Genomic DNA, 16098 nt, shown 5'->3' on the forward strand with positions numbered 1-16098 from the left:
TGCGTGCCGTGCGGGGTCGTGCTTCAGCTGGTCAGGCCTCGGAGAAACGTCAGTCCTGCTGTGGCCAGCTCGTCCTGGGTGTCCGCGAGCGGCCGCCAGATGGAGGCGGCGGTCGCGATGGCGTCGTTGTCGCCGGTGAACGACTCGATGCAGAGGGCGCCGTCGTACCCGATGTCGGCGAACGCCGCCATCACGCCGGGCCAGTCGTGGTGGTCAAGTCCAGGGGAGCCGCGGTCGTTGCCGCAGACCTGGACGTGCGCGGTCCGGGAGCCGGTACGCCGGATCGCGTCCGGCACGTTCCGCTCCTCGATGTTCAGGTGGTACAGGTCGAGGAGTACGCCGACACCCTCGGCCGGCAGCCCGTCGAGGGCGGTCAGCGTCTGGTCGACGGTGTTGAGCAGGCTGGTCTCGTAGCGGTTCAGCGGCTCGACCGCGACCTTGATCCCCGCCTCGATCGCGTGGTGGACGACCGGGGCCAGGTTGGTGCGGAGCTCGTCGTACGCGTCGAGCCGCTGCTGCGGCGTCATCCGCCAGGTCCGCCCGACCGAGGAGTACGCCGGCCCGCCGATGACCGGCGAGCCGACGGTCTGCGCTACGTCGATGACGTGTCGCAGGTAGTCCTGGGTCGCCCGGATCGTCTCCGGCGGCGCCGCGACCAGCTCGCGGCCCGGCGGCATCACCAGGCAGACCGTGGCCGTGAGCCCCTCGTCGGTGAGCACCTTCGCGGCCCGGGCAGGGTCCCAGTCGCCCGGGTTCTCGACAGGGAGCTCGAGCACGTCGAACCCCCAGTCCGAGACGCGTCCCGCAAGATCGGCCAGGGCGTCGTCATCGAGCGGCGACGTCCAGACCCAGGTGCTCACCCCGAGGGGATTCACGGCGCTACTCCCTTACTTCCAGGCGTCCGGGTACTCGGGCAGCTCCTCGCACCCACACATCGCGTAGTGCAGCGGCGGCATGTCGGTGTTGACGTACTCGCCGAGGTTGTCCGAGGTGATCGTGGGCTGCGGCAGCACCCACTCCTTCGGCACCTGCTCGCCGTTGAGGATCCGCAGAGCGGCGATGACCGGGGTCCGCCACTGGTACGTCGGGTAGGTCGGCGAGATCGCGGTCAGGCCGTCCTCCTGCCACTTGGTGAGGAAGTCCTGCTGGTCCTCGCCCACGATCGGCGGCACGTCCACCCCGGCGTCCTCGAAGGCTTCGATCGCCGCGACCGCGGTCGCGCCGGCGTCCATCCAGATGCCGTCGATCTGGCCCTCGCGCTGGATGTAGTCGTCGACGATGGTCTTGGTCTTGGCGGCGTCGCCGTCGGTGAACTCCACGCCCACGACGTCCAGGTCGCTGTCGTCGAAGATGTCCTTGGCTGCACTCCACCGGGTCTCGAGCACGTCGACGCCCGGGAGGATCCGCAGCGCCAGCACCTTGCCGCCGCCGTCCACCTCGTCGACCAGGAACTCGGCGCCGTCGGCACCGAACGCGTAGCCGCCGATCGGGTGGATGAAGGTGACCGGGCAGTCGGTGGTGACGCCGCGGTCGAACACGATCACCGGTACGCCGGTCTTGCACGCGCCGTCGACCGCGGGGGTCAGCGTCGAGGTGGTGTTCGGCGAGACGATGATCGCGCTGCAGTTCTCCGAGGCCAGGGACTGGATGTCGGAGATCTGCTTGTCGTCCTCACCCTCGGCGTCCAGCACCTTGAAGTCGGAGATCTCGTCGTGCAGGTCCACCTCTGCCTGCATCGTCTTGAAGCCGACCTGGCGCCACGGGTTGTTGACCGCCGCGTTGGAGAAGCAGAGTTTGTAGGGGCCCTCCTTCTTGAACTTCGCGGTGTCGACCATCTCCGGGGAGAGCATCTGCTCCCACGGCTGGTCCGCCGGTCCCTCGGCGGTGGCGGTCCGGAACCCGAGCTGGCGGTCCAGCTCGGCCTTGTCATAGAAGTCCGAGTGCGAGCCGGTGTCGCCGGAATCGTCGTCCGAGCCTGTGTCGGACGGGTTGTCGCTGCTGCAGGCGGTCGCTGCCAGCACGAGCGCGGTGGCGGCCGTGACGACTTGCCAGGTGCGCTTCATCGTTACTCCTCGAGGGTTGGCCGGCGGGCGCCGGCAGGGGTGGATCAACTGGTGGTGACGACGTCCGGTGCGGGTGGTCCGGGTTGCGCCGTACTCCTGGCCTTGCTGCGGAGGACGCGGTCGCGCCATCCGGTGTCGGCCGCGGCGTAGGCGACAGCGGCGACGATGATGACTCCCTGGACGGTCGATTCCAGGGCCCCCGAGATCCCGAGCAGGTTGAGCAGTGAGAACAGCGCCTTCAGCGTGAGCGCGCCGGCCATGGCGGCCACGACCGAGCCGCGACCGCCGCCGAGCGCCACCCCGCCGAGTACGACGGCGGTGATCGCCTCGAACTCCAGGCCGCCGCCGACCTGCGCGGAGACGCCGGAGAAGCCGCCGAGCAGGATCGCCGCGACCGCGGCGGAGATTCCGGAGACGACGAAGGCGAGGGTGCGGATGGTGCGCACCCGGCCGCCGGCCAGCCGCACCGACGTGTCGTTGTCGCCGACGGCCAGCACCAGCCGGCCCATGCCGGTGCGCATGAACAGCGCGGCGGCGGTGCCGAGCGCGAGCAGGATCAGCACCGAGTACGGCAGCTGGCCGATCCAGGGCACGTCCTCGAAGCCCATCCGCCCCCACTGCCGGAAGCTCTCGGTGAGCGCCCCGCGCGGCGCGCCGTCGGTCCACAGGAAGACCGCGCCCTCCAGGATCAGCAGCATCCCGAGCGTGGTGATGAACGACGGCACCTCCAGCACCGTGCTGATCAGTCCGTTCACCAGGCCGACCAGCGCGCCGAAGCCGATCAGGAGCAGCAGAACGGGCCAGGTACGGTCCTCGTTGCCGTCCAGCAGCCGGGCCGCGATCACCACCTCGGCGGTGACCAGCGAGCCGACCGACAGGTCGAAGCCGCCGGTGACGATCACGAAGTACTGGCCGAGCGCCAGGATCATCAGCGGCGCCGCGCGCTTGAGCAGCGCGATGTAGCCCTGCGGGTGCTCGTACGCCGGACCGGCGAAGGCCAGGGCGACCAGCAGGATCGCGAGTACGGCGAAGACCGGCAGCGTGCCGGGGGCGAGTCGCTTCATGTCCGGCCTCCCGGCTTGCGGCGGGCGTAGAGGGCGACGGCCACGATGATCACCGAGCCGCGGACCACGTCCTTGAGGAACGGGTCGACGCCCAGGTCGTCGAAGGTGGTGTCGAGGCAGGCGAGCAGCATCACGCCGCCGATGGTGCCGATCACGCCGCCCCGGCCGCCCGCGAGCAGCGCCCCGCCGAGCACCACCGCCGCGATCGACTGCAGGTCATAGCTCGCGTCGGTCCCGACGTACGGCGCGCCGGCGCCGAGCCGGCTGGCCAGGAAGATCCCGGTCGCGCCGGCGGCCAGGGCGCACAGCACGTGCGCGGTGATCACGGTCCGGGAGACGCGGACGCCCGACACCCGAGCGATCTCGGCGTCGCCGCCGACCGCGTAGATGTGGTGCCCGGTCCTGGTCCGGGCCAGCAGCCACCAGGCGAGGGCCGCGACCCCGAGCATCACCAGGAACGACACCGGCACCGGGCCGACGCGGTCGTAGCCGAGCCGCTGGAAGTCGCGGGTGGTCTCGCCGGCCGGGCCGGTGTAGCGGTGCTCGAGCACGCCCTGCAGCACCAGCGCCATGCCGAGGGTCGCGATGAACGGGTTGACCTTGAGCTTGGTGACGACCAGCCCGTTGACCGCGCCGACCAGGGCGGCCACTCCGAGTGCGGCCGCGACCGCCAGCACGATCCGGCCGTTCTGGCCGGCCATCACCTCGGCCGTGACCAGGCTGGTGAGCCCGATCAGGTGGGCCACTGAGAGGTCGAGCGACCCGGCCACGATCGCGATCGTCTGGCCGATGGCGACCAGGCCGAGCGCAGTACACAGGGTCAGGATCTTGGTGATGCCCGGCTGGTCCAGCAGCGTGCCGCCGCGCTCGGCGACTAACAGGCTGCCGACCACGAGCGTTAGCCCCAGGGCCAGGTAGACCGTTGCGGTGGAGCCCGGCATCTGCAACTTGCGCCGCGGCACCGCCGTCGCCGTACTCGCGTCGAGGGCGGTCATGACTCGGCCTCCTCACTCTGGCCGTTCTCGCCGGGCTGGCCGTGGCCGGTGGCGAGGCGCATCACGTCCTCCTCGGACGACTGCGGCGGCAGCTCGCCGGCGATCCGGCCGCGGTGCATCACGAGCAGCCGGTCCGACATCCCGATCAGCTCGGGCAGCTCGGAGCTGATCAGGAGCACCGCCACGCCGGAGCGGGCCAGGTCGCGGATCAGCTGGTAGATGGTCGCCTTGGCTCCGATGTCGATGCCGCGGGTGGGCTCGTCGACGACCAGCACGGTCGGGCCGACCGCGAGCCACTTGGCCAGCACCACCTTCTGCTGGTTTCCGCCGGACAGCAGCCGGACCTCACTCGCCGGCGACGCGGCGACGACCGTCATCTCCCGGAGCAGGTCCGCGACCGTGCTTCTGGTCCGCCGACCGCTGACAGAACGACGGACCAGCAGCACGTTGTCCTGCACCGTCTGGCGCAGCGCCAACCCCTCGCCCTTGCGGTCCTCGGTGACGAACGCGATTCCGGCCCGTACGGCGCGGCGCGGGCTGCGGATCCGGGCCGGCCGACCCTCGACCTGGTAGCTGCCGCGGGTGAACGGGGCGACTCCGCAGAGTGCCCGGGCGAGCGCCGACCGGCCGGAGCCCTGGAGGCCGGCCAGGCCGACCACCTCGCCGGCGCGGATGGTGAGGTCGATGTCGTGGATCCGGGCGTTCCCGCCGCCCGCGACCGCGATCCGCTCCTTGCCGAGCTCCTCGGCCGCGGCCAGGTCGGGGAAGAGTGCGTTCAGCGGCCGACCAACCATCAGCCGGACCACGTTGTCGGTGGTCAGCTCGCCGGTGGGCTCGGTGGCGACGTGCGCGCCGTCCTTCATCACCGTGATCCGCGAGCTCAGGTCGAACACCTCGGGCAGCCGGTGCGACACGTACAGCACCGCCAGCCCGCGGCCGGTGAGCCGGCGTACCAGGTCATAGAGCAGTGCCACCTCGGCATCGGCGAGTGCGGCGGTCGGCTCGTCCATCGCCAGCACCCGCGCGTCCAGCACCAGTGCCTTGGCGATCTCCACGATCTGCTGCTGGGCGACCGACAGCCCGGAGACCACGGCGCTCGGGCGGATGCTGGTGACGCCGAGGTCGGCCAGCACCTCACCCGCCCGGCGCTCCATCCCGGCCTTGTCGACGCGGCCGAACCGGCCCGGCTCACGGCCGAGGAAGAGGTTCTCCGCGACGGTGCGGTGCGGGAGCAGCGTGAACTCCTGGTGCACGATCGCGACGCCGGCCTCCTGGGCCTCGCGCGGCGACCGGAACCGGCGGACGACGCCGTCGATCTCGATCGTGCCCTGGTCCGGAGCGTGGATGCCGGCCAGGCACTTCATCAGTGTGGACTTGCCAGCGCCGTTCTCACCGACCAGGGCGTGGACCTCGCCCGGTTGCAGCTCGAGGTCCACGCCATGGACGACCTCGTTGCCCTGGAACGACTTGCGGATGCCGGTCAGCCGGACCACGGGCGTCCCGGGGTCCTCACCCGACCGGCGCTTGCTCAGAGTCACCACGGTCATCGCGCCACCTCGGTCCAGGCTCCGTTGTCGCTCACGGAGGCAAGCACGGTCTCGGCCAGGGTCGCTGCGCGCAGGCCGTCCTCGAAGGTGGGCAGACCCGCCGGCTGCTGGCCGCGGCTGGCCGCGTAGCTGTCGGCGACGAAGGCGTTGAAGCAGTCCTGGTAGCCCTGGGCGTGCCCGGCCGGGAGGTGGGAGAGGCGGGCGGCGTCCGGGCTCAGCGTCGCCGGGTCACGCTGCAGCAGCCGGGAGCCGTCGCGGCCGCCGACCCAGAGCAGCTCGGGGTTCTCCTGGTCGAACGCGAAGCTGGCCTCGGTGCCGGAGATCTCAAGCGTCAGCCGGTTCTTCCGGCCGGCCGCCACCTGGCTGATCACGAGGACGCCGAGCCGCCCACTCGCGGTCTCGAAGCTGACCGTCGCGACGTCGTCGTCGGTGGTCGCGTCCGGGCGGTGTACGACGGCGGCCGTGCGCGCCGACAGCCGCGCGATCCGGTCGTCGGCGACGTACTCCAGCAGGTCGCACCAGTGCGAGCCGATGTCGCCGAACGCGCGCAAGGCGCCGCCGCTGTCGGCCTGCAGCCGCCACGAGTCGTCCTCGGGCCGCGAGAGCCAGTCCTGCAGGTAGCTGCCGTGCAGCGAGGCGATGTTGCCGGCCGCGCCGGCCCGGACCCGGGCGCGCAGCTCGCGGACCATCGGGTGGAAGCGGTAGACGAACGGGACCGCTCCGACAACGCCGGCCTCGGCGGCGACGGCCACCATCGTGGCGGCGTCCTGGGCGGTGGTGGCCAGCGGCTTCTCGCAGATCACGTGGACGCCGGCGGCAGCGGCGGCGACCACGGCCTCGAGGTGCAGCGAGTTCGGCGTACACACGTGGAGTACGTCGAGCTCCGCGGCGGCGAGCATCGCGTCCAGGTCGGCGTACCCCCGCTCGGCGCCGATGGTCTCGGCAGCGCCGGCGGCGCGCTCGGGCGAGGACGCGACGACACCGACCAGGCGAGCCTGGGCGGTGCGTGCGGACCGAGCGTGCACGCCGGCGATGAAGCCCGCGCCAACGACCCCAACGCGGAGCATCCCGGCACGTTCGTCGGGTTGTTCCGCCACCGTGGTGGTGATCGCTGTCACAGACATATGCGTCAACGTAGTGAGACTTATGCATGATCGTCAAGCAAAAGATGTGGACAGTTTGGTTGTGTTTTACTGGATGACATGTCAGAAGTAGCGGCACCGGCGCGTGGAGCCGGCGATCTCCTCCAGCTGCTGCGCGACGGCACTCCGCGGACCCGCAACGAGCTGATCGAGCTGACCGGGCTGGCTCGCTCGACGGTCGGGCTGCGGGTCGACGCCCTGCTCGGGTCGGGCCTGCTCGCGCCGTCCGGCACCAGCCGCTCCACCGGCGGCCGGCCGCCCGCCCAGTTTGCCTTCAATCCGGCCGCGCGTCTCGTGCTGGCGGCGGATTTCGGCGCCACGCACCTGCTGACCGCCGTGACCGACCTCAACGGTCAGGTGCTCGCCGAGGACCGGCAGACCCTCGACATCGCCGACGGTCCCGAGGCCTGCCTCGACAAGCTGGTCAAGACCGCCACCAAGCTGCTCGACGGCCGGCAGGCCGGCGGCCTGGCCGGCGTGGGTATCGGCGTACCCGGCCCCGTCGAGCACAGCTCCGGCCGGCCGGTGAAGCCGCCGATCATGCCCGGCTGGGACGGCTTCGACATCCCCGGCTGGATCCGTGAGCACCTCGACGCGCCGGTGCTGGTCGACAACGACGTGAACCTGATGGCGCTCGGCGAGCACTCCCAGGTGCACGCCGACGTCCAGCACATGGTGTTCGTGAAGGTCGCGACCGGCATCGGCGCCGGCATCATCAGCGGCGGCCGGCTGCACCGTGGGGCCGAGGGCTCCGCCGGCGACCTCGGCCACGTCCAGTCGCCGCACGGCTCGGACGTGCTGTGCCACTGCGGCAACCGGGGCTGCCTGGAGGCGATCGCCTCCGGCCGGGCGATCGCCGGGCAGCTCCGCGAGGAGGGCGGCGCCGACGTCCACAACTCCCGCGACGTACTCGCTCTGCTGAACCAGGGTGACCAGGCGGCCACGGCTTCGGTTCGCCGGGCTGGCCGCGATATCGGCGAGGTGCTGGCCACCTGCGTCAGCCTGCTCAACCCGTCGGTGATCGTGATCGGCGGCTCGCTCGCGCACGGGGCCCCCAGCCTGCTAGCCGGCGTGCGCGAGGTGATCTACGCGCGCTCGCTGCCGCTGGCCACCGGCCACCTGCTGGTCGTGCCGTCGCAGACCGGCGAGCACGCCGGCGTCAACGGCGCTGCCGCGATGGTGATCCAGCAGTTCCTCGCGCCCGACAGCGTCGACGCCATGCTGGCCGCTGATTGATCTCGCCGGCTGCTTGGGGCTGGGGCTTTCGGGGCCGAAAATTACGCGGTCGCCGTCAGCGTTTGGTTGCGGTACTTGGTTGCGGTCGGCGGCCGGCTCACGGTCGCTTGTGGTCGACGGTCCGTGGTTGCGGTCAAGAATTGATTCGCTGAATTTCTGAATCGGCCTGTGGATAACCTCGAATGGGTGTTCGAGCGGCTCTACCATTGTGTTAGTCGAATTCGTCGATACGCCACGAGGAGGTGCCGGAAGAATGCTTGTCAATTCACCGCATCCGGTGCTTGCCTGTGCTGCTGCTATTGAGGCCGCGCTCAAAGATGTCGAGGGCGTGGAGCCCGTTTTCATGCGGACCTCGGACAAGGCCGACGCCCTGCTCGCACTGTCCCGGCTCGAGGTCCAGCTGACCGCGTTGCGGCTGCGGATCATGGCCTCGGCGGACGACGTGGCGGTCGAAACTGGTGCCCGGGACGTGGCTGCCTGGCTGGCCCACCAGACCCAGGCGAGCCCGAGGTCGTGTCGGGCCGAGCAGCACCTGGCCGCCGCTCTCGACGCGCGGTGGACCCGGCTCGCCACCGCACTCACCGAAGGTGTGGTGAACGTGGAGCAGGCCCAGGTGATCGCACGCGCGCTCGACGAACTCCCGGACGACCTTGAGCCGGAGCTGCTGGTGCAGGCCGAGGAACATCTGGTCGAAGCCGCCGGCGAGTACCGCCCTGACCAGCTGCGGGTGCTGGGCCGCCGGATCCTGGACGTCATCGCCCCCGAGGTCGGCGAAGCCGAAGAGGCCAGGCAGTTGCAGCGCGAGGAAGAGCGCGCCTGGGAGGCGACCAGCCTTACGCTGACCAGTCGTGGTGACGGCATCACCCGGCTGAGCGGGCTGCTGCCTGATGCCGCGGCGGTCAGGCTGGCCACCTACCTCGACGCCTTCACCTCACCTAGGCAGACAGCTGCTGCCGCACCTCAGCATCGCGCACGCGGCCAGGCGTTCATCGCACTGCTGGAGCACCTCGACCCGGCCAGGCTCCCCGACCACGGGGGCGATGCCACCACCGTGATGGTCACCATCAACCACGACGCACTCACCAAGGACCTCGCGGCCGCCGGCCTGGTCGGAACCGACGACAAGATCACCGCCGCCGAAGCTCGTCGGCTGGCGTGCACCGCCCAGATTGTGCCGGTGGTGCTGGGTGGGAAGTCCGAGATCCTCGACCTGGGCCGCACCCGCCGCCTGTTCGCCCGCGCCCAGCACAAGGCATTGCGACTCCGCGACCAACGGTGCCGCGGCGAGAACTGCACGGTCCCGGCACCGTGGTGCGAGGCCCATCATTTACGGCCGTGGTCAAAACGCGGAAAGACCAACCTCGCCGACGGAATCCTGCTCTGCAGCCACCATCATCACCGTGCCCACGACCCGAGATATTCAGTGGAGCGAATGCCCAACGGCGATATCCGATTCCATCGCAGAAACTAATGGACCGCAACCACAGAACGTTGACCACAACGGCGCGCAAGAATAGGCGCCGACACTGAGTTGTACCGCAACCAAAAGACGACGGTAACCACGTAACTCGGTAGTCACCCAAACCCAAGCGAGCCCTCGAGACTCGCCAGGCGGGCGCGCCGTGACCTCCGGTGCAACCGCGACGGAGTGGGGCGCGTCGGATACTGGACGTCGTACCAACTCGGACCCGGAGGACCTGGATGAGGATTCGCCTGCTCGCCGTTGCTGCTGTGCTGACCTTGGCGGCGGCCGCCTGTGGGGAGGAGGGTGCCGAGCCGGCCGCGAGCGACAAGGCCTCGGAATCGCCGACAGAGTCGGATTCGAGTCCGGGCACGAGCGCAGGTGCTGTGGTTCTCGACCAGCCCTGGCTCATCCAGCTGGCGAGCACCCACGAGAACGAGATGGGCACGACCATGGTCTACCTCCGGGTCACGCCGAGCACCGGCGCGAGCACCTCGCGACAGGTGCAGCTCGGCGGCGACAGCCTGGGCGGCAACCACCACACCCTGGTCGATGGATCCGGCAGCTGGGCGATCCCAGGCAACTACCCGGCCGACCCGAAGCGGCTCCCGATCACCTCGCTGGCCGGCGACGAGGACGGCGAGAACGGCGAGGACATCGTCCTCGACCTCCGTCAGTTCACCCCGAAGCCCGAGGCCGTGTCGTTCGACCCGAGCCGAGACGGCGTGCTTCGAGTGCTCGGCGAGGACGACTCGCTGACCGACTACGATCTCGCGACCGGCGAGAAGATGCCGGTCAACCTGGGCCGACCGGGCGCCGGGCAGGAGTACCACTGGTGGTTCAGCTCGGAGGACGGGCAGCCGCTGCCGGGCGCCCGCGGCGACGACCCCGAGCTCGGTGAGTACCAGCCGCGCGGGGCGGTCGCCGGCGACCCGGAGGCGAAGGTCTGCCCGGACGAGTACGGCGGCTGGATGCTGTCCTACCCGTTCACCGACCCCACCGGGAAGCAGTCGGCGGTCTGCCAGAACCTCGACGACGGCCCCCGGCTCCAGTTCATGGAGCGTTCCGGCACGAAGTGGAAGCAGGTCGGCACCGCGGACGTGACGCTCCCGACGAACACCGAGATCTACGCCGTCATCCCCGCGGTAGACCTCCCACGTTGATCTCGGCCGCGCCGCCGAAGGCGTTGCCCGCGATCGAGGTCAGGCCGGTGAGCCGGACGTACCGGCCGCGGGTCGCGGCGAAGGCGACGTTCTGCGGCACCGTGCTCGCCGTGAACGACCCGGTCGCGACCGGGTCGCTCCAGGTCACGCCGTCCACCGACACCGCGATCTCGTAGTCCTTGAACCGGCCGTTCGGCGCGTTCTGCCGGGTCAGGTAGGACAGCCCGGTCACGTCGTACTCACGGCCGAGGTCGAGGGTGATGTGGTGCGGGAAGCCAGGAGTGGCGGCCTGCCACTGCGTGTGCCAGATGCTCTCCGGACTGCCGTCGATGGCGTTCGTTGCGGCACCGTCCTCGCCGACGGTCTCCTCGCTGTCGACGTCGTGCACCGTCAGCGTGGTCTGGTCGATGAGATCGGGCAGCGGCTTGAGGTCGGAGTGCACGCGGAGGGTGGCCTCGGCGCGGCGGTCACCCTGGGCCGCGGAGACCGTGTGGTCGCCGTCGTACAGGGTCGCGGCGATGACGCCGTGCCGCTGGAACCGGCCGTGCTCGTCGGCGCGCACCCGGTAGGCGAGCGTGCCGTCGATCGCGATGTCGACGTACCCGGCCGCGAAGCCACTCAGGGAGAGCGGCACCCAGGTCCCGGCGTCGGCCTCCCCGTCCTCGCCGATGCTGAGCAGCGGCTGCGAGCTAAGAGCGTCAGTCTCGGCGCGGCCGTCGTCACAGACCGTGACCTTGACCGGCACCGGCTCGCCTTCGGACGGCACCAGCGTGCAGGTCGCCGAGCGGCCGAACCGGTGCCGGACCGAAGCGGTGTAGAGCCCGGCGCCGTGCAGCGCGTCCCGGACCTGCTCCTGCCGGAACCGGACCGGCAGCGACGTCGAGCCGCATCGCAGCTCGGCGGTGAGCGGGGCCGTGAGGCTGCTCTTCGACGCGGGGTCGCCGTCGGCGGTGATGGTGTCTGGCGTGATCGTGGTGCCGTCCGCGGACAGCTTGGTGCCGGGCGCGGCGACCAGGCCGACGTCGTACGACGCGGTGTACCGGCCGGCGCGGACGTCGGTGCCAGCAACGCTCGCTCGCCAGGTGGCTCGACGGCTCTCGTAGTAGTTGGTGCCGCCGCTGGTCAGGTGTACGCCGAGTCCGCCGAGCCGTTCTGCGAAGCCGGCCGGGTCCTTTCGGTCGGCGGCGGTCCACCCGGTCTCCAGGATCGCGGCCGCTCGCGGCAGCGCCAGGTAGAGCGCCTGGTCCTCGCCGCGCACCGTCTCCGACCACAGCGGTCCTTCAACCCCTAGAACGCCGGACTCGGCGACACCGCCCTCGACCGTCGTGGTCGGGTCCCAGTTGTAGTAGCGAGGGAAGTCGCAGTCGCCGGAGCAGGCCCAGTCCAGCCCGATCGGCGTGCTCGGGTCGTACTTCATGTCGAGGTAGGAGCCGTCGGCGTCGGAGATCACGGCCTTGCCGCCCTTGGCCACGAAGTCGCGGACCCAGTCGCCGGAGCCGACCCAGTACTGGACGACCGAGCCGTCCCAGTAGCCGGCGCCCTGGTCGAGCCCGGCCTCGGCGTACTCGCTCCAGCCGATGGTGCCGACGCCGGTCGCCTCGCGCACCGCGGGCACCGCCTGCCGGATGAAGTCGACGTACCGGGTGTGGCCCATCGCGTGCGACTCGTCGCCGCCGATGTGGACGTACGGCGACTCCGACATCTCCGCGACCTGGCGGAACACGTGCCGGACGAAGTCGTAGGTCGGCTGGTGCTTCTCGTCGAGCGCGGAGTAGCCGACGGCGATGGTGCCGTTCCAGTCCACGACCCCGGTCTCGGGATCACGGGCCGGCAGCGACCGGTCGGTGTTGAGCTGCGGGATCGCGTGTAGCGCCGCATTGGTGTGCCCGGGGACGTCGATCTCGGGGACGATGGTGACGAAGCGATCGCGCGCGTACTTCACGATCGAGCGGTACTCCGCCTGCGTGTAGTAGCCGGTCCGGCCGAGCTCGCGCTGGTAGCCGCGGTTCAGGTCGTTGACCGCCGTCTTCCCGGACACCGAGGTAAGCCGCCGGTAGTCGATCGTGTCGCCGGCCGCGCGGTCCTCGTTGGTGATCTCGATCCGCCAGCCCTGGTCGTCGGCGAGGTGAAGGTGGAGGTGGGACATCTTCAGCTGGACCAGGGTGTCGATGTACCGCTTGACCGCGTCGGCGTCCTGAAAGGACCGCGCCACGTCGAGCATCACGCCGCGGTAGGCGAAGCGCGGCGCGTCCTCGATGTGGACCGCGGGCACCTGCCACGGCGTGTTGATCCTCCGGCCGGCGTTGACCCAGCCGGGGAGCAGTTGGCGCAGCGTCTGTACGGCGTTGAACGCGCCGTGAGCGGTCCGGGCAGTGATGTCGACCCCCGTACGGTCGACATCCAGCACGTACGACTCCGGCGCCGGTGCGGCGCCGTCGACGGTGTAGTCGGCCGCAGGGTCGACGGTGATCGTGATCGCGCCGGAGCGTGAGCTGACCGGGACCCGGTGGCCGGTCGCCGTACGCAGCAGGCCGGCGAGGCGGTCGGCGATCGCCTTGCTGCTCGTGCCGCGGGCGCGGATGCCGGTCTGCGAGGTGACGGCGTACGGCGCGGCGCCGGCGGGCTGGTCCGCGACGACGGGTTGCGGAACCAGTGGCAGGGTGGCCGGCGCCGCGCCCTGGGCGGGCGCGTTGTCCGCGCTGCCAGGGACGGCGGCGAGCGGGACGAGGACAAGGGCGGCGAACAGCGAGCGGAGAAGCATGGGCGGCCTCCGAGAGCGGTCGGTCCAAGATCAATTATGATCGAATATGACCACAATCACGCATATTGCGTCAATGATGAGCGGGTGGCGAATTCGGCCGAAGCCCGGCGTAATCGACTGCCCGTACGTAACGAAGTCGGCCCTGTCGGCCACGGCGGATAGCCTTTCCCCGTGATCGATCCAAAGCTGCTCCGCGATGAGCCCGACCGTGTCCGCGCTGCCCAGGCCAAGCGTGGGCTCTCCGACGACGTCGTGGATCGGGCCCTCTCTGCGGACAGTGCCCGGCGGGCCGCGATCGTGGAGTTCGAGCGGTTCCGGGGCGAGCAGAAGCAGCTCGGCAAGCTGATCCCGAAGGCCACCGGCGACGAGAAGGTGGCGCTCCTCGAGCAGACCAAGAAGCTGGCGGCCTCGGTGAAGGAGGCCGAGGCGGCGCAGGCGGCCGCCGAGGAGGAGTGGAGCACCGCGCTCCGGAGCATCCCGAACGTCGCGGCCGACGAGACGCCGGCCGGTGGTGAGGACGACTTCGTGATCCTCGAGACGGTCGGTACGCCGCGCGACTTCGCCGCGGAGGGCTTCGAGCCCCGCGACCACATCGAGCTCGGAAAGCTGCTCGGCGCGATCGACATCGAGCGCGGCGCCAAGGTGTCGGGGTCGCGGTTCTACTTCCTCACCGGCGTCGGCGCCCAGCTGGAGCTGGCGCTGATCAACCTGGCGATGGACCAGGCCCGCGAGGCCGGCTTCACCCAGATGATCGCGCCGTCGCTGGTCAAGCCGCGGGCGATGGAGGGCACCGGCTTCCTCGACCAGGCCGCCGACGACGTCTACCGGGTCGAGGGTCAGGACCTGTACCTCGTCGGCACCAGCGAGGTGGCGATGGCGGCGTACCACTCCGACGAGATCCTCGACGGGGCCACGCTGCCCAGACGGTACGCCGCGTTCAGCCCCTGCTTCCGCAAGGAGGCCGGCTCGCACGGCAAGGACACCAAGGGCATCATCCGGGTGCACTGGTTCGACAAGGTCGAGATGTTCGTCTACACGACCCTGGAGGACGCCGCCGCCGAGCACGAGCGGCTGCTGGCCTGGGAGAAGGAGTTCCTCAACAAGCTGGAGCTCGCCTACCAGGTGATCGACGTGGCCGCGGGCGACCTCGGCCCGTCGGCGATGCGGAAGTTCGACTGCGAGGCGTGGATCCCGACCCAGGGCAAGTACCGCGAGCTGACCTCGGCGTCGAACTGCACCGACTTCCAGACCCGCCGCCTCGACACTCGCGGCCGCTTCGAGGACGGCACCAAGCCGATCGCCACCCTCAACGGCACGCTCTGCGCGATGACCCGGACCATCGTGGCGGTCCTGGAGACGCACCAGCAGGCCGACGGCTCGGTCCGGGTGCCCGAGGCGCTGCGCCCCTACCTGCAGGGCCGCGAAGTGCTGGAGCCGCTCGGTGGCTGAGCCGACTCCGCCGGTTGAGGAGGTTGCGCAGCAACCGTCTCGAAACCAAGGCTGGCAGCCCAAGCTGGTCGCGCTCGACATCGACGGCACCCTGCTCAAGTGGGTCGATGGTGCTGGCGCGACCCACGAGGAGATCGCCGAGCCGGTGCGCGCGGCGGTCCACCGGGCCGTCGACGCTGGCGCCCACGTCGTACTCTCCAGCGGCCGGTCGCCGCACGGCATGACCCGGATCGCCGACCTGCTCGGCCTGCCGCGGTCCGGCGAGGACCGGCTCTGGGTGGTGGCGTCCAACGGCGCGGTGGTCTTCCGCTACCCGCCGTTCGAGCTGGCGATGGAGGAGACCTTCGACCCGCGGGCCGCTGTCGAGGCGGTCCTGGAGCACCACCCGAAGGCGCTGGTCGCGGTGGAGGACCGCGCGCAGCGCGGCTACCGCCTCAACCGGCACTTCCCCGACGGCGAGCTGTCCGGGCAGATGACGATCACCTCGGTCGAGGAGATGGTCGCCGAGCCGGTCAGCCGCGTGATCATCCGCGACCCCGAGTCGACCGCCGACGACTTCGTGGCGACCACCACCAAGCTCGGCCTGCACGGCACCGACTACGTCGTCGGCTGGACCGCCTGGCTCGACCTGACCCCGGTCGGGGTCTCCAAGGCGTCCGGCCTGGAGTACGTCGCCAAACAGCTCGGCCTCACCGCCGCCGACTCGCTGGCCATCGGCGACGGCCGCAACGACCTGGAGATGCTGCGCTGGGCGGGTCGCGGCGTGGCCATGGGCCAGGCCGTGCAGGAGGTCATCGACGCGGCCGACGCCACCACCCTCGGCGTCGACGAGGACGGCGCCGCCACCGAGCTCTCCCGCTGGTTCCCGGGCCCCTAAGGCCGGAACCGTAGGCCCTCCTGCTCCAGCAGCCACTCCACTCGGAGCCGCTCGGCGTCGCGCTCAGTGCCGGGTGCGAGGGCGGAGAGCGCGTCCGGCAGGCCGAGTGCCGTCAGCGCCTGCCCGAGCGCGTCGTCGTACGCCGCGGTGGCGGCCCGGCGCCGCACCATGCTCTCGCCCGGCGTGTGCTGGTTGTGCGCGACCCGCAGCCGGCGCAGGTCGCGGACCAGATCCTCGATCGGCGGCACGAGCGGCCGCGGCGGCGGCTCCGGGAGCACGCCGAGCCGCCGGCCGAGCACGATCAGGATGCCGCGCATCCCTCCACCGTACGACCGCCCG

The 16098-nt window shown here is 70.7% G+C and carries 13 protein-coding genes; 5 read left to right on the plus strand and 8 right to left on the minus strand.

The window, feature by feature from the left end:
• Positions 1–23 precede the first annotated feature (23 nt).
• The 6 genes from DDV73_RS00825 to DDV73_RS00850 are packed head-to-tail and all read right to left on the minus strand — an operon-like array spanning position 24 to position 6793.
• On the minus strand, positions 24–875 hold the full coding sequence (locus tag DDV73_RS00825; protein WP_109505346.1) for a sugar phosphate isomerase/epimerase family protein: 852 nt from the start codon (positions 873–875) through the stop codon (positions 24–26).
• Between the two features lie 12 nt (positions 876–887).
• Positions 888–2063, minus strand: coding sequence for an ABC transporter substrate-binding protein (locus DDV73_RS00830; RefSeq protein ID WP_109505347.1), 1176 nt, complete (start codon positions 2061–2063; stop codon positions 888–890).
• 44 nt (positions 2064–2107) lie between these two features.
• Positions 2108–3127, minus strand: coding sequence for an ABC transporter permease (locus tag DDV73_RS00835; protein ID WP_109505348.1), 1020 nt, complete (start codon positions 3125–3127; stop codon positions 2108–2110).
• The gene (locus DDV73_RS00840) at positions 3124–4122 is read right to left on the minus strand and encodes an ABC transporter permease (RefSeq protein ID WP_109505349.1); all 999 of its coding nucleotides are present in this window, start codon (positions 4120–4122) and stop codon (positions 3124–3126) included. Before DDV73_RS00840 ends, DDV73_RS00835 begins: the two co-directional genes overlap by 4 nt.
• The gene (locus DDV73_RS00845) at positions 4119–5669 is read right to left on the minus strand and encodes a sugar ABC transporter ATP-binding protein (protein ID WP_109505350.1); all 1551 of its coding nucleotides are present in this window, start codon (positions 5667–5669) and stop codon (positions 4119–4121) included. The genes DDV73_RS00840 and DDV73_RS00845 overlap by 4 nt, the downstream gene beginning before the upstream one ends.
• Positions 5666–6793, minus strand: coding sequence for a Gfo/Idh/MocA family protein (locus DDV73_RS00850; RefSeq protein WP_240617033.1), 1128 nt, complete (start codon positions 6791–6793; stop codon positions 5666–5668). Before DDV73_RS00850 ends, DDV73_RS00845 begins: the two co-directional genes overlap by 4 nt.
• A gap of 78 nt (positions 6794–6871) precedes the next feature.
• Between DDV73_RS00850 and DDV73_RS00855 the strand changes: the two genes are divergently transcribed.
• The 3 genes from DDV73_RS00855 (at position 6872) to DDV73_RS00865 (ending at position 10672) form a co-directional block, all read left to right on the plus strand.
• Complete coding sequence (locus DDV73_RS00855; RefSeq protein ID WP_109505351.1) at positions 6872–8047, plus strand: ROK family transcriptional regulator; 1176 nt, start codon at positions 6872–6874, stop codon at positions 8045–8047.
• A 343-nt stretch (positions 8048–8390) separates the two neighbouring features.
• The gene (locus tag DDV73_RS00860; protein ID WP_240617034.1) at positions 8391–9518 is read left to right on the plus strand and encodes an HNH endonuclease signature motif containing protein; all 1128 of its coding nucleotides are present in this window, start codon (positions 8391–8393) and stop codon (positions 9516–9518) included.
• 230 nt (positions 9519–9748) lie between these two features.
• Positions 9749–10672 carry a hypothetical protein gene (locus DDV73_RS00865; protein WP_154402554.1) on the plus strand — a complete coding sequence of 308 codons (924 nt, stop codon included), beginning with the start codon at positions 9749–9751 and terminating at the stop codon, positions 10670–10672.
• On the opposite strand, the gene DDV73_RS00870 is transcribed toward DDV73_RS00865, so the two are convergent.
• Entirely contained in the window at positions 10644–13433 is a 2790-nt protein-coding gene (locus tag DDV73_RS00870; protein WP_109505354.1) for a glycoside hydrolase family 20 protein, read from the minus strand. The genes DDV73_RS00865 and DDV73_RS00870 overlap by 29 nt on opposite strands.
• Before the next feature lie 171 nt (positions 13434–13604).
• On the opposite strand from DDV73_RS00870, the gene serS reads away from it, so the two are divergent.
• Both serS and DDV73_RS00880 read left to right on the plus strand, forming a co-directional pair.
• Complete coding sequence (gene serS / locus DDV73_RS00875; RefSeq protein ID WP_109505355.1) at positions 13605–14882, plus strand: serine--tRNA ligase; 1278 nt, start codon at positions 13605–13607, stop codon at positions 14880–14882.
• Positions 14875–15759, plus strand: coding sequence for an HAD family hydrolase (locus tag DDV73_RS00880; protein ID WP_206050633.1), 885 nt, complete (start codon positions 14875–14877; stop codon positions 15757–15759). The genes serS and DDV73_RS00880 overlap by 8 nt, the downstream gene beginning before the upstream one ends.
• On the opposite strand, the gene DDV73_RS00885 is transcribed toward DDV73_RS00880, so the two are convergent.
• Positions 15756–16076 (minus strand): hypothetical protein, encoded by a 321-nt coding sequence (locus DDV73_RS00885; protein ID WP_109505356.1) that lies wholly within the window; start codon positions 16074–16076, stop codon positions 15756–15758. The two genes, DDV73_RS00880 and DDV73_RS00885, sit on opposite strands and share 4 nt — an antisense overlap.
• Positions 16077–16098 lie beyond the last annotated feature (22 nt).

Origin of the sequence: Nocardioides speluncae (assembly GCF_003121585.1) — a bacterium.
Classification (GTDB): domain Bacteria; phylum Actinomycetota; class Actinomycetes; order Propionibacteriales; family Nocardioidaceae; genus Nocardioides; species Nocardioides speluncae.